Source organism: Aminobacter sp. P4_D5, assembly GCF_056401815.1.
In genome coordinates this window covers 1-12,538 of sequence record NZ_JBFUIP010000032.1, presented here as the reverse complement: position 1 = coordinate 12,538, position 12,538 = coordinate 1, and the positions used below count along the sequence as shown (strand labels likewise).

11 protein-coding genes and 2 tRNA genes are annotated in these 12,538 nt (G+C 62.2%); 6 read left to right on the top strand and 7 right to left on the bottom strand.

Annotated features, from left to right (window positions below; all coding sequences use genetic code 11):
* Window positions 1-54: 54 nt before the first annotated feature.
* The 5 genes from AC1DWF_RS09685 to bhcR all read right to left on the bottom strand — a co-directional run bounded on the left by AC1DWF_RS09685 (window position 55) and on the right by bhcR (window position 6,000).
* On the bottom strand, window positions 55-1,032 hold the full coding sequence (locus tag AC1DWF_RS09685) for a tripartite tricarboxylate transporter substrate-binding protein (protein WP_476782587.1): 978 nt from the start codon (window positions 1,030-1,032) through the stop codon (window positions 55-57).
* Window positions 1,033-1,250: 218 nt separating this feature from the next.
* Window positions 1,251-2,612, bottom strand: coding sequence for a sigma-54-dependent transcriptional regulator (locus tag AC1DWF_RS09680; RefSeq protein WP_476787668.1), 1,362 nt, complete (start codon window positions 2,610-2,612; stop codon window positions 1,251-1,253).
* Window positions 2,609-4,453, bottom strand: coding sequence for a sensor histidine kinase (locus AC1DWF_RS09675; protein WP_476782585.1), 1,845 nt, complete (start codon window positions 4,451-4,453; stop codon window positions 2,609-2,611). Before AC1DWF_RS09675 ends, AC1DWF_RS09680 begins: the two co-directional genes overlap by 4 nt.
* 91 nt (window positions 4,454-4,544) lie before the next feature.
* On the bottom strand, window positions 4,545-5,039 hold the full coding sequence (locus AC1DWF_RS09670) for a YbaK/EbsC family protein (RefSeq protein WP_476782584.1): 495 nt from the start codon (window positions 5,037-5,039) through the stop codon (window positions 4,545-4,547).
* Window positions 5,040-5,163: 124 nt separating this feature from the next.
* Window positions 5,164-6,000 carry an HTH-type transcriptional regulator BhcR gene (gene bhcR / locus AC1DWF_RS09665; RefSeq protein ID WP_476782583.1) on the bottom strand — a complete coding sequence of 279 codons (837 nt, stop codon included), beginning with the start codon at window positions 5,998-6,000 and terminating at the stop codon, window positions 5,164-5,166.
* A gap of 197 nt (window positions 6,001-6,197) precedes the next feature.
* Here bhcR and gcl point away from each other — a divergent pair, with 197 nt between their 5' ends.
* From gcl to AC1DWF_RS09650, 3 genes are read left to right on the top strand one after another with little or no spacing between them, the layout of a single operon-like run.
* On the top strand, window positions 6,198-7,979 hold the full coding sequence (gene gcl, locus AC1DWF_RS09660) for a glyoxylate carboligase (RefSeq protein WP_476787666.1): 1,782 nt from the start codon (window positions 6,198-6,200) through the stop codon (window positions 7,977-7,979).
* 18 nt (window positions 7,980-7,997) lie between these two features.
* On the top strand, window positions 7,998-8,795 hold the full coding sequence (gene otnI, locus AC1DWF_RS09655) for a 2-oxo-tetronate isomerase (protein ID WP_476782581.1): 798 nt from the start codon (window positions 7,998-8,000) through the stop codon (window positions 8,793-8,795).
* Window positions 8,680-9,741 (top strand): 2-hydroxy-3-oxopropionate reductase, encoded by a 1,062-nt coding sequence (locus AC1DWF_RS09650; protein WP_476782580.1) that lies wholly within the window; start codon window positions 8,680-8,682, stop codon window positions 9,739-9,741. Before otnI ends, AC1DWF_RS09650 begins: the two co-directional genes overlap by 116 nt.
* Window positions 9,742-9,855: 114 nt before the next feature.
* Here the strand turns inward: AC1DWF_RS09650 and AC1DWF_RS09645 are convergent, their stop codons facing one another.
* Together AC1DWF_RS09645 and rlmB are read right to left on the bottom strand one after the other, a co-directional pair.
* Window positions 9,856-10,728: a F510_1955 family glycosylhydrolase gene (locus AC1DWF_RS09645; protein WP_476782579.1), complete on the bottom strand. Its 873-nt coding sequence runs from the start codon at window positions 10,726-10,728 to the stop codon at window positions 9,856-9,858.
* 144 nt (window positions 10,729-10,872) lie between these two features.
* Entirely contained in the window at window positions 10,873-11,721 is an 849-nt protein-coding gene (gene rlmB / locus AC1DWF_RS09640) for a 23S rRNA (guanosine(2251)-2'-O)-methyltransferase RlmB (RefSeq protein WP_476782578.1), read from the bottom strand.
* Window positions 11,722-11,920: 199 nt separating this feature from the next.
* Here rlmB and AC1DWF_RS09635 point away from each other — a divergent pair.
* The 3 genes from AC1DWF_RS09635 to AC1DWF_RS09625 all read left to right on the top strand — a co-directional run.
* Window positions 11,921-12,005 (top strand) — tRNA-Tyr (locus tag AC1DWF_RS09635).
* Window positions 12,006-12,128: 123 nt separating this feature from the next.
* Window positions 12,129-12,202 (top strand) — tRNA-Gly (locus tag AC1DWF_RS09630).
* A gap of 196 nt (window positions 12,203-12,398) precedes the next feature.
* The coding region (locus tag AC1DWF_RS09625) for a GTP-binding protein (RefSeq protein ID WP_476841638.1) at window positions 12,399-12,538 on the top strand (140 nt) is incomplete at its 3' end.

The following is a 12,538-nucleotide window of genomic DNA, read 5'->3' as shown; positions in this document are numbered from 1 at the left end:
AGGCGGATTGAGGCAGCGCTTTACGCGACCGATTTCCGCCGCAGGCGAAGTGCCTTAGTCGGCGAACTGGCCGGCGCTCTCGATGATCGGCTTCCAGCGTGCGATTTCGCCTTCGAGCTTGGCCTTGAGCGCTGCCGGGGTGGCGTCGGCTTCCGACGACGGCACGGTGCCGAGCTCCGCGAAGCGTGCAACGACGTTGGGGTCCTTGAGGGCCGCCTGCAGCGACTTGGACAGGCGCTCGGTCACATCAGCCGGGGTGCCCTTGGGCGCGTAGAGGCCGTGCCAGATGCCGACTTCCATGCCGTCGAGGCCGCCCTCCTTGGTGGTCGGAACGTCAGCGAGCACGTCGAGGCGCTTGGGCGATGTCACGGCGTAAGCCTTGATGGTGCCGCCCTGGATCTGCTTGGTGGTGTTGGTGGTCTGGTCGCACATGATGTCGACCTGGCCGCCGAGCAGGTCGGTCATGGCTGGGCCGGTGCCCTTGTAGGGAACGGTTACCAGCGGCGTGCCGATGGCGCTCATGAACAACATGCCGCACAGATGCGAGGCCGCACCGATACCGGCATTGGCGACGGTCACGGTGTCCTTGTTGGCCTTGGCGTATTCGACCAAGCCCTTGAGGTCGGTCGGCGCAAGGTCCTTCTTGGCAACGATCGTCATCGGCACTTCGGTGACCAGGCCGACATATTCGAAGGCGTTCAGCGTGTCATAGGCGAGCTTGCGGTAGAGCGTGGCGCTGGTGGCCATGCCGATGTGGTGCAGCAGAAGCGTGTAGCCATCGGCATCAGCGGCGGCGACGCGGCCGGCACCGAGCGTGCCACCGGCACCGCCGACATTTTCGACGATGACCTGCTGGCCGAGGTCCTTGGACATCGATTCGGCGACGAGGCGCGTGACCGTGTCGGTCGGGCCACCGGCCGAGAACGGCACGACAACGGTGATGGTACGCTCAGGATAGGCCTGCGCGTTGGCGGCAAGCGGGAATGCGGCAAGCGTTGCGGCAGCCGTCAGCGAGGCGAGCAGTCTCTTCATGAAATCCTCCCGGGATCTGTATCTGTGCTTCCACCCGCGCCTGGTCCCTCCCTGCGCCGGCGGTGGATGGGCCGATTAGGAGCGACTGGATGTGTGCATCGCAAGGCATGCACACCCATCCGGGCGGCTAAAAACGTTCGAGATCAGCACCAGTGGGTGGAAAAGGTGACGTTGCCCTCCTGCCATGTGTGGATTTCCACACATGGGCGCGCGGCCGGTCAGGCGTCCTGGCCCTCGGCGGCACCAAGGCGATTCTTGTCGAGGCCGTAGCGCTGCATCTTTTCGTAGAGCGTCTTGCGGGAGATTCCGAGCTGCTCATAGACCGGCTTGAGGCTGCCGCCATGGGCAAGCAGGGCGGCCGAGATCGCATTTTTCTCAAAGTCTGCGACGCGGTCGGCAAGGCGGTCGCCACTGCCGTTCGCCGCAGTCGGGCCTTCGGGCAATTGCAGGCCAAGGCCGAGCACGAAGCGGTCGGCGGCGTTGCGCAGCTCGCGCACATTGCCAGGCCAGTCGCGGCGAGCGACTTCCGCGATAGCCTGGGGCGGCACCTCGACATCGTCGCGGCGGTAGCGTGCAGCTGCCTCGCGCGCCAGCTGGAGAAACAGCAGTGGCACGTCCTCGCGCCGTGCCGAAAGGGCTGGCATGCGCAAAGTCACGACATTGAGCCGGTAGAGCAGATCGGCGCGGAAACGGCCGGCTGCGACTTCGGCGTCGAGGTCGACCTTGCTGGTGGCAATGAAACGAACGTCGAGCGCGATCGGCTCGTTGGAACCAAGGCGGGTGATGACGCGCTCCTGGATGACGCGCAGAAGCTTGACCTGCAGGTCAGTCGGCATCGAGCCGATCTCGTCGAGCAACACCGTACCGCCGCGCGCATGCTCGAATTTGCCGTAACGCGAACGCAACGCCCCGGCAAAGGCGCCGGCCTCATGGCCGAACAGTTCGCTCTCGATCAACGTTTCGGGGAGGGCGGCACAGTTGATGGCAACGAAGGGTTTTGTGGCGCGTCCGCTGATGTCGTGCAGCGCGCGTGCGGTGACTTCCTTGCCGGTCCCGGTGTCGCCAATGATCAGGACGTCGGCGTCGGTGGCAGCGACCGCGCGCAGCTTATAGCGCAGGTCGATCATCGTCTGGCTGCGGCCGGGCAGGCGCGCTTCGATGTCGTCGCGCTTGCCGGCGACGGCGCGCAGTTCGCGATTTTCAAGCACCAGGCTGCGGCGGTCGATGGCACGCGCCGCCATCTCCGTCAGATGCTGCGTGACGAAGGGCTTTTCGACAAAATCATAAGCACCTTCGCGCATGGCGCGCACGGCGAGCTGCACGTCGCCATGCCCTGTCACCAGAATCACTGGAATATCGGCGTCGATGTCCCGGATGCGGCCCATCAGCGTCATGCCGTCCATGCCGGGCATGCGCACGTCGGTGATGACGACTCCGTTGAAGCCTTGGGTGATGAAGTCGAGTGCGCGTTCGGCCGACGAAAAATCCTCGACGGTGAAGCCGGCTAGATCGAGCGACTGGCGGGTCGAGCGGCGCAGCTCGTCTTCATCATCGACAAGAAGAACGATCGGCGGCTTCATTCCGCAGCCTCACGGGTGGCGACGCGTGCCGCATCGAGCTCGACGGTGAACAAGGCGCCCCCTTCAGGATGGTTCAAGACTCCAAGAACTCCGCCAAAGTCTTTGACGATATTGTAGGAAATGGAAAGCCCCAGACCGAGGCCTTTGCCCACGCCCTTGGTTGAAAAGAACGGATCGTAGATGCGCTCGGCAATCGCCGTTGGTACACCGGGGCCGTGGTCGCGGATCGAGATGGTGACCTTGGGGCCCTTGCGTCGCGCGGTAAGTTCGATGCGACGATCGGCCCGGCCCTCGACCGCGTCGGCCGCGTTGGTGATGACGTTGACCAGCACCTGTTGGAGGCGCACCGAGCCCGCCTTGACGGCGAGCGGTGTCGGGCCGAGGTCGACGATCAGAATGGCTTCGGCCGCCTTGAGGCGCCAGGCGACAATTTCCTGCGTATCGCGCACAACCTCTTCAAGTGCTACTGGCCCGAGCTTCTGGTTCGGCTTGCGGGCAAAGTTCCGGAGATGCCGGCTGATCGACGACATCCGGTCGGCGAGCTTGGAAATGCGCGAGACATTGTCGCGGGCTTCTTCGATGCGGGAACGGTCGAGCAGCGTTGCGGCGTTGTCGGCATAGGTCTTCACTGCGGCAAGTGGCTGGTTGAATTCATGCGAAAGCGCCGCCGACATCTGGCCAAGGGCGGCGAGCTTGCCGGCCTGGATCAGGTCCGCCTGGGTTCGGCGTAGCTGCTGCTCGGCGGTGCGGCGTTCGGCGACTTCGGTCTCCAGCCGACTGTTGACCTGTGCCAGATCGGCGGTGCGCTCCTCGACCCGGCGTTCGAGTTCGATCTGCGCGCTTTGCTGCATCTGCATGCGCTCGGCGAGGCGGGCGCGGCGCTGGAGGATGATTGCGCCGCCGAGACCAGCAAGGGCGAGTGCCAGAAGGGCGGAGATAACGGCTGCCAGAGCCTGCGTGTGCGCCGAAGCCGTGTCGGCGAGCACATGAACCGTCCAGCGCGCCTGTGGCATCTGTTCGGCGAGTTCGAGGAATTCGCGCGACTTGCCGCCTTCGGTGATGCGGAGCAGCAGATTGCCGTCGTCGGTGGTGCTTTTCGTGACCGGCAGTTCTCGCAGCATCGCGTCGGCATAACGGCGGGATGCTTCGGTGCGGGCGAGGCGCTCGTCGGTCAGMGGCCGGAGGCTGGCATAAAGCCAGCTTGGCTGGCCGCTCATGAAGATGATGCCTTCGGGGTCGGTGACGATGATCTCTTGATCGCCACCTTTCCACGACGCTTCGATGGCGTCGACGTCGACCTTGAAGACAACGACGCCACGGATTTCCATGCCGATGCGGATCGGCGAGGAGAAATAATAGCCGCGCTTGAGCGAGGTGGTGCCGAGCGCGAAGAAGCGCCCTTGGTTGCCGCGAATGGCATCCTGGTAATAAGGCCGGTAGGAGAAATTCTCGCCAACAAAGCTGATCGGCAGGTCGTGATTGGAGGCCGCGATCGTCTCTCCGCCGGGGAGTAGGACGTAAATGTCAGAGGATTTCAGCAGCGCATTGATTTCCTTGAGGTAATCGTTGGCGCGTGCGCGCAGTGCCGGATTGTCCGGGTCGCTGACCAGCTCCTTGATATCGTCATGGTCGGCGATCAGTTCGGGCAAGGGCTCGAAGCGGTTCATCTGGCCGGAGAGTGCGGCGACGGCGAGGCGCAGCGTGGTCTGGCCGCGCGATGCTGCTTCGTCCAGATAGATCCGGTTGGCGAAGGCGCCGCCGAAAAACACGATTGCCACTGCCAGGGTCGCCACGGCGAGACCCGGCCATAGCCAACGTCGTCCTCCAACAAACTGCGGCATCGATGCGCACGAACCTGATTGATACTACCGAGTATAGCGGCCGGCTGTGCTCAAACAAGCAAGGCGCAGTATTCCGCCGGATGCGAGGAAACTATTCCGCAGCTTCCGCGTCTGGCTTGCCGACGGCATCCTGGCAGATGTCGCACCATTCGGCATTGACCAGCGTTGCCATGCGCTCGACCCCAATCCTGACTGCCGCATTGGTGGCCCCCGCAGCCGGCACAACCTCGTCATAAGCGCGCAGCGATACGTCGCAATAGATCGGCAGCGGTGTCGCCAGGCCGAAGGGACAGACACCGCCCACCGGATGGCCGGTGATCTCGGCGACCTGCTCGACATCAAGCATGCGTGGCTTGCCGCCGAACGCATCGCGCGATTTGCGGTTGTCGATCCTGGCATCGCCACGGGCAACGACCAGCAGGGCGCGATCGCCGACGCGCAGGCAGATGGTCTTGGCGATCTGGGCGGGCTCGACCCCATGGGCTTCGGCGGCAAGTGTGACCGTCGCCGAGCTCGTCGGCGTCTCGATGACCTTGATGTCGGGGGCATGCTCGGCGAAGAAGGCTTTGACGGATTGCAGGCTCATGGTCGCTTCCAACACTTGTCATTGCAAATTCGGCTTTGACTTCAGCCGTTGTGGTTGTGCTGTCAAGCACGGGCCTTTGGCCCACAGCAAGGGCGACGTTTGGGATTGCCTGCCGAAGGCCCGTTCAGATGCCGGGCAAGGCGCCGTCTGGCGAGCCGCCGATCATCCTGGTCAGTTCGGCGGCGGCAGCGCGAACGATTGGCCCGATTTCGGCGAGGCGTTCGGGTGTCACGCGTACAGTAGGCCCGGAAACCGAAACACCGCCAATGGGTTCACCGAATTCGTTGAACACTGCCGCTGCCACGCAGCGCATGCCGGGATAACGTTCTTCGTCGTCCACCGACCAGCCGCGCGCGCGGATCTGTTCGAGATCGCGGGCAAGGGCTGCCGGTTCTGAAAGCGTGCGCTCGGTATAGGCATCAAGGCCAGCCTTGCGCACGATGGCGTTGACGCGGTCGCGGTCGAGATGGGCAAGGACCGCCTTGCCGATGCCCGACGCGTGGAAAGGACTGCGCGTACCCGGCCGGAAAAAGGCGCGGATCGCCTGATGCGTCTCGACCTGGCTGACGAAAACCACGCAATCGTCTTCGGCGACGCCGAGATTGGCGGTTTCGCCGGTCTTTTCCATCAGTTCCTGCATGACGGTACGGGCACGGTCGACAAGCTTGCGCCGACGCAGGAAGGCAGCGCCCATGCGATAGGTCTCGACCCCGATCGACCAAAGCTGGCCGTCGCTGTCGAACTCGACCATGCCGTGGTTCTGCAAGGTGGTCAGCATGCGGTAGGCGGTTGCCGCGGCCAGATCGGAGGCGGCCGAAATCTCGCTCAGCGACAGGCCGTCGCTATGCGCGACGATGGCAAGAATGCGCAGCGCGCGGTCGAGCGACTGCACCGAACCGGCGTCGGGCGCCGGCTGGAAGGCACGGGGGCGTCCGCGCTGCCGTTTTTCGGTGGTTGCCATGCCGGTGCTCCAGATTGCGTTTAAAAAACTTTTTCACTTAGTTTGATGCTCTACGCAACGAAAAATGAAAATGACAGCAAAATCAGATGGTAAGTGCGCGCAACATGAAATGAAAAAATATTTTGAAAAAATTGCAAAATTCGCTCTGCGATGACACGATCGACTAACATTGAGTTTCGATCGTTGGAGGGAAGTCCATGGCCAGGATGCGTGCTGTCGATGCAGCGGTTCTCGTTCTTGAGAAGGAAGGCATCAGCTGTGCCTTCGGTGTGCCAGGTGCGGCGATCAACCCGCTCTATTCGGCCTTGAAGGCACGCGGTTCGATCCGGCACGTCCTTGCCCGCCACGTCGAAGGCGCATCGCATATGGCCGAGGGTTACACCCGCACCAAGGCCGGCAACATCGGCTTATGCATCGGCACGTCGGGACCGGCCGGTACCGACATGATCACCGGCCTCTATTCGGCGTCCGCCGACTCGATCCCGATTTTATGCATCACTGGCCAGGCGCCGCGCGCCCGCTTGAACAAGGAAGACTTTCAGGCCGTCGATATTGCGGCGATCGCCGCCCCCGTCACCAAATGGGCCGTCACCGTCATGGAGCCGTATCTGGTGCCGATGACGTTGCAGAAGGCATTCCACCTCATGCGCTCGGGTCGTCCGGGGCCGGTTCTGGTCGACCTGCCTGTCGATGTTCAGCTGGCCGAGATCGAGTTCGACATCGACGCCTATGAGCCGCTCGTGGTCCACAAGCCGGCGATGACTCGCGCCCAGGCCGAAAAGGCGCTGTCGATGCTCAACGAGGCTGAGAAGCCGCTGATCGTTGCCGGCGGCGGCGTCATCAATGCTGACGCCTCGGACCTGCTCATCGAATTCGCCGAGATCACGGGTGTTCCTGTCATCCCGACCCTGATGGGTTGGGGCGCTATCCCCGACGACCACCGCCTGATGGCCGGCATGTGCGGCCTACAAACCTCGCATCGCTACGGCAATGCGACCATGCTCGCCTCAGATTTTGTGCTCGGCGTTGGCAACCGCTGGGCCAACCGCCACACCGGCTCGGTCGACAAGTACACGGCGGGCCGCAAGTTCATCCATATCGATATCGAGCCGACCCAGATCGGCCGCGTCTTTGCGCCCGATCTCGGCGTGACCTCGGATGCCGGTGCAGCCTTGAAGATGCTGCTCGACGTTGCCACCGAATGGAAGACGGCGGGCAAGCTGCGCGACTGGTCAGGCTGGGCCAAGGAGTGCCAGGCGCGCAAGAAGACGATGAAGCGCAAGACCCACTTCGAGCAGGTGCCGCTCAAGCCGCAGCGCGTCTATGAGGAAATGAACAAGGCGTTCGGCCGCGACACCACCTATGTCACCACCATCGGCCTGTCGCAGATCGCCGGCGCACAGTTCCTGCATGTCTACAAGCCGCGCAACTGGATCAATTGCGGCCAGGCCGGCCCGCTCGGCTGGACCCTGCCTGCGGCACTCGGTGTTCGCGCCGCTGATCCGAACCGCGACATCGTCGCCTTGTCAGGTGACTATGATTTCCAGTTCATGATCGAGGAACTGGCCGTCGGCGCCCAGCACAAGCTGCCCTACATCCATGTCGTCGTGAACAACGCCTATCTCGGCCTCATCCGCCAGGCACAGCGCGGCTTTGCCATGGATTTCGAGGTCAGTCTGTCGTTCGAAAACATCAATCGCTCAGGCGACCCCGAGGCAGGATACGGCGTCGATCACGTCGCGGTCGCCGAGGCCATGGGCTGCAAGGCGGTTCGGGTGCGCAAGCCGGAAGAATTTGCCGCTGCCTTCAAGCAGGCCAAGCAGCTCATGAAGGAGCATCAGGTGCCCGTCGTACTCGAGTTCATCCTCGAACGCGTCACCAACATCTCCATGGGCGTCGAGATCGACAATGTCGTCGAGTTCGAGGAGCTTGCCGAAAGCAACGAAGACGCACCGACCGCAATCATGCTGCTCGATTGATTTTCCGAGGAAGAGCCTATGCCCAAGTTTTCAGCCAATCTTTCGATGCTCTTTGGCGAGCATGACTTTCTCGAGCGCTTCGATGCCGCCGCCCGCGCCGGTTTCAAGGGCGTCGAATACATCGCGCCCTACGACCACGCCCCCGATGTGGTGGCTGCGCGCCTGAAGAAGAACGGCCTGACCCAGGCGCTGTTCAATTTGCCGCCCGGCGACTGGGCGGCAGGCGAGCGCGGCATCGCCGTGATGCCCGATCGCATCCCCGAATTCCGCCAGGGTGTGGCCAAGGCGATCACCTACGCTCATGCGCTTGGCTGTGAGCAGGTCAATTGCCTTGCCGGCATTGCACCCGCCGGAAACACCCATGACGTGCTGCAAAATGTGTTCGTCGAAAATCTCGCCTTTGCCGCCGAGAAGCTGAAGGCAGCAGGCATCCGCCTGCTGATCGAGCCTATCAACACCAGGGACATTCCAGGCTTCTTCCTGACCAACACCAGGCAGGCGCTCGGCATCATCGACAGGGTCGGCTCGGATAACCTTTATCTGCAGTACGACATCTACCACATGCAGATCATGGAGGGTGATCTCGCCCTCACCATCGAGGCCAATCTCGGCCGCATCGCGCATGTGCAGCTGGCGGACAACCCCGGCCGTCATGAGCCGGGTACGGGCGAGATCAACTACCCGTTCCTCTACGATCACCTTGACAGCATCGGCTACACCGGCTGGGTCGGCGCTGAATACAAGCCAAAGGCAGGGACGGTCGAGGGACTGGGATGGTTCGCGGACTTTGCCGGCAAGGGCAGCGCGGCCGCATAGGCCAGACGAAATTCGAAGGAAAATAAAAATGGAAAAAATTGGCTTCATTGGGCTCGGCATCATGGGCGCGCCGATGGCGGGACACCTGCTGGACGCTGGCTATGAGGTAACCGCGAGCGACCATCGCGGCGCTCTGCCTGAGGCACTGGTCGCCAAAGGCCTGAAGAAAGTGACCGGCCACCAGGCGCTTGCCAAGGCCTGTGACATCATCATCCTGATGGTACCCGATACACCGCAGGTCGCCGATGTTCTGTTTGGCGAAAACAGCGTTGCATCAGGCCTTTCCAAGGGAAAGCTCGTCATCGACATGAGCTCGATCTCGCCAATCGAAACCAAGGAATTCGCCAAGAAGATCAACGAGCTGGGCTGTGACTATCTAGACGCACCGGTCTCCGGCGGAGAAGTCGGCGCCAAATCGGCGTCGCTGACGATCATGGTCGGCGGCGAGGACAAGCCGTTCGAGCGCGCACGTCCGGTGTTCGAAAAGATGGGCAAGAACATCACGCTGGTCGGTCCCAACGGCGTCGGCCAGACCACCAAAGTGGCCAACCAGATCGTCGTCGCATTGACCATCGAGGCAGTGGCCGAAGCATTGGTATTCGCATCGAAGGCTGGAGCCGATCCGGCTAAGGTCCGGCAGGCGCTGATGGGCGGTTTGGCTGCATCGCGCATCCTCGAAGTGCATGGCGAGCGTATGGTCAAGCGCACCTTCGCACCCGGCTTCCGCATCGAACTGCACCAGAAGGATCTCAACCTCGCCCTGCAGGGTGCCAAGGCGCTCGGCGTGTCATTGCCCAACACCTCGATGACACAGGAGTTGTTCAATTCCTGTGTCGCCAATGGCGGGGCCAAGCAGGACCACTCGGCGCTGGTGCGCGCGCTCGAAAGGATGGCCAATTTCGAGGTTGGCTCGCAAGCCGGTGAGGTCAAGAACCAAGCAGCATAGGCGGGGGAGGTCGCGGCGCAACGTTCCCAAGCCGCAGCCTTTTCCACGCCGTCGAAGAGCGGGTTCCGGCATGATTGCCGGAGCCCGTTTTGCATTTCGGTCGCAGCGAAGCGGCTAGTTGGCGCCGAGGTTCGTCCAGGTCGCGCCGGAATCGCCGCTGACTACCACCGCCAGCTCGCCGGTGACAGCGACCAGACGCTCAGGCGATTTGGCATTTACTGCAAGGTGCAGGAGGTAACCCGCACTGTCGGGGCCTTGCCCGATGGTCTCGAATTTCGGTGCGTTTTCAGTTGCCTTGAGCAGGCCGCGGCCGGGTACGAAGGCATAGATCGTACCGTCGGCGGTCAGTTCGACCGTCGTGACCGGGACGTCGGTGATCAGCACGTCCCAATTCTTGGCGCCGTCACGGCTGATCATCAGCCCGGTTTGCGTTGCGGCGTACACGACGGCCGGATTGGCGGGCGAAATGGCCAGGTCAATCAGCTTGGGCGGGGCTTCGCCTGCGATTGTCCAGGTCGCGCCGCCATCGCTGCTGGTCTGGATGCTGCCAAATGATCCGTACAGCACGTCAGGATTGGTGGGGCTGACGGCAAGCTGGTGGAAATCGACAGGCCCATTGACGCCTGGCGAAATCTGCGTCCAGCTCTTTCCTGCGTCGGTCGATTTGATGAAGCCAAGATTGCCGCCACCTTTTGGATGGCCGCTGGCAAACAGGATTGCAGGGTCGGCCGGGTGCGGCGTAAAGCCCATGAAGTCGTCCTGGCTTTCCGAAACCTCCGTCAGGGTGCCGTCTGAGCCTGCCACGAGCAGCCCGTGATGCGTGGCGATCAGGATCTTGCTGGGCTCCGCACGATCGAAGGCGAGCCCATGGATATGCGTGTTCCCCGCAAGATCGGCGACGGTCTTGGTCTGGGCGAGAGCAGGGGCCGCAATACTGAGCGCGAAGGCGAGCGAGAGCAAAGGGATGAGTTTGGGGCCGTGTGCCAATGACGTATCTCCGTTCGCCGTCAGGCTACGGCTTCCGCCAGGTGGAAGGTCAAGGGCTGTTCGCGATGAAACCACGATCCGGTGTGGCGCTGTGGCTTTCAACCGGAAGCCACAGACGCCGACACCAGCAGGTTCTGACTTAGCTCAGCGCAAAAACTTCCTAGCGGCATAAAGCGAGATTGCCGCCGCATTGGACACGTTGAGCGAATGGATTGCGCCTGGCATGTCCAAACGGGCAAGCGCGGACACTGTCTCGCGTGTCTTTTGGCGCAGGCCTTTGCCTTCGGCGCCGAGCACCAGTGCGACCCTGTTGCCCGAAAACGTCTTTTCGAGTTCCGCCGGGCTTTCCGAATCAAGTCCGACCGTCTGGAAGCCGGCCTCATGCAGCTCACCGAGCGCATCGGAGAGATTGCGCACTTCGATCAGGTCGATGTGTTCGAGCGCCCCTGACGCCGATTTGGCGAGCACGCCGCTCTCGTGTGGGCTGTGGCGCTGCGTTGTGACCAGCGCACCGGCGCCGAAAGCCACCGCCGAGCGTATGATCGCGCCGACATTGTGAGGGTCGGTGACTTGGTCGAGCACCAGGATCAACGGCGAATCACCCAGCGCCGACAATGCCTTGGTTTGCAGCGGCTCGGCTTCGATCAGTACACCCTGGTGCACCGCGTCGGAACCGGTGATCTTGTCGATCTCTCTTGGCTCGACCAATTCGGTGGCGAAGGCCAGGGCACCGAGATCGGCGATCTCAAGCCGTTCCAGCGCATTTCGGGTGACCCACATATGGCGAATCTTGCGGCGCGGATTGTCGAGCGCTGCGCGCACAGTATGCAGCCCATAGAGCCGCACCCGCCCGTCAGGAGCGTTCTCCCCAGGCGGCACTGGCTTGCGTGGCTTGAATTCAGGCGCGCCGCCGCTTTTCTGGTCGCGGAAGGTGCGACGCAGCTTGGCGTAGTGGCTATCCTTGGGTGTTCCGGGCTTTTTTGTATCGTTCATGCGCTTGCTATAGCGCCAGCTCCTGGCTTTGCATACGGCCCGTTATCAGGCGCTTTGAATAATCCGCATGAAAACGCACCCTGTCCGGTTGACAGGCCAAATCCTTGTCGCCATAAGCCCACGCAGATTTCGGGGCAGGGCGCTTCGCCTCGAACCGGGATCTGGAAATGCCTCGTTGCATGGCTCCGGCAAAGCAGTTGGAGGAGTGCCCGAGTGGTTAAAGGGGACGGACTGTAAATCCGTTAGCTCAGCTTACGTTGGTTCGAATCCAACCTCCTCCACCACTGCCGGCCCGGAAGCCATAAAACGCATGGCCTCGAAAGATGATCTCATCTTTCAGAAGGCCATGCCGCAAGGTGAATACCAGAGCGTGCTTCGCTCCTGATCAGGCGCGCGGCGCTCAGGGCGCGGGTATAGCTCAATGGTAGAGCAGCAGCCTTCCAAGCTGAATACGCGGGTTCGATTCCCGCTACCCGCTCCAGGGCTTTCTTGCCGAGCGAGAAGCCTTTTATTTGCATTCGGTTGCCACCATATGTGCGTCCAGCACTGAAAGAGCACCGCGGCTTTTGCGCCCGACCTCGGCCTTTGGCCAAAAGGCGCTTGTCTTTTTCGGCCTTTATCGGTAATCGCCCCGCATCCGACCGGAACCAAGGTCCCGATGCCCAAGGAAAGAGACAATGGCAAAAGGTAAATTCGAGCGTAATAAGCCTCATGTGAACATTGGCACGATTGGTCACGTCGACCATGGCAAGACGTCGCTGACGGCGGCGATCACCAAGTATTTCGGCGAGTTCAAGGCCTACGACCAGATCGACGC

Bases quoted from the DNA above. Each gene is read 5' to 3' on its own strand.
- gcl (WP_476787666.1), top strand. From the start codon at position 6,198: ATGGCCAGGATGCGTGCTGTCGATGCAGCGGTTCTCGTTCTTGAGAAG.
- AC1DWF_RS09680 (WP_476787668.1), bottom strand. From the start codon at position 2,612: ATGAAGCCGCCGATCGTTCTTCTTGTCGATGATGAAGACGAGCTGCGC.
- otnI (WP_476782581.1), top strand. From the start codon at position 7,998: ATGCCCAAGTTTTCAGCCAATCTTTCGATGCTCTTTGGCGAGCATGAC.
- AC1DWF_RS09670 (WP_476782584.1), bottom strand. From the start codon at position 5,039: ATGAGCCTGCAATCCGTCAAAGCCTTCTTCGCCGAGCATGCCCCCGAC.
- AC1DWF_RS09685 (WP_476782587.1), bottom strand. From the start codon at position 1,032: ATGAAGAGACTGCTCGCCTCGCTGACGGCTGCCGCAACGCTTGCCGCA.
- rlmB (WP_476782578.1), bottom strand. From the start codon at position 11,721: ATGAACGATACAAAAAAGCCCGGAACACCCAAGGATAGCCACTACGCC.
- bhcR (WP_476782583.1), bottom strand. From the start codon at position 6,000: ATGGCAACCACCGAAAAACGGCAGCGCGGACGCCCCCGTGCCTTCCAG.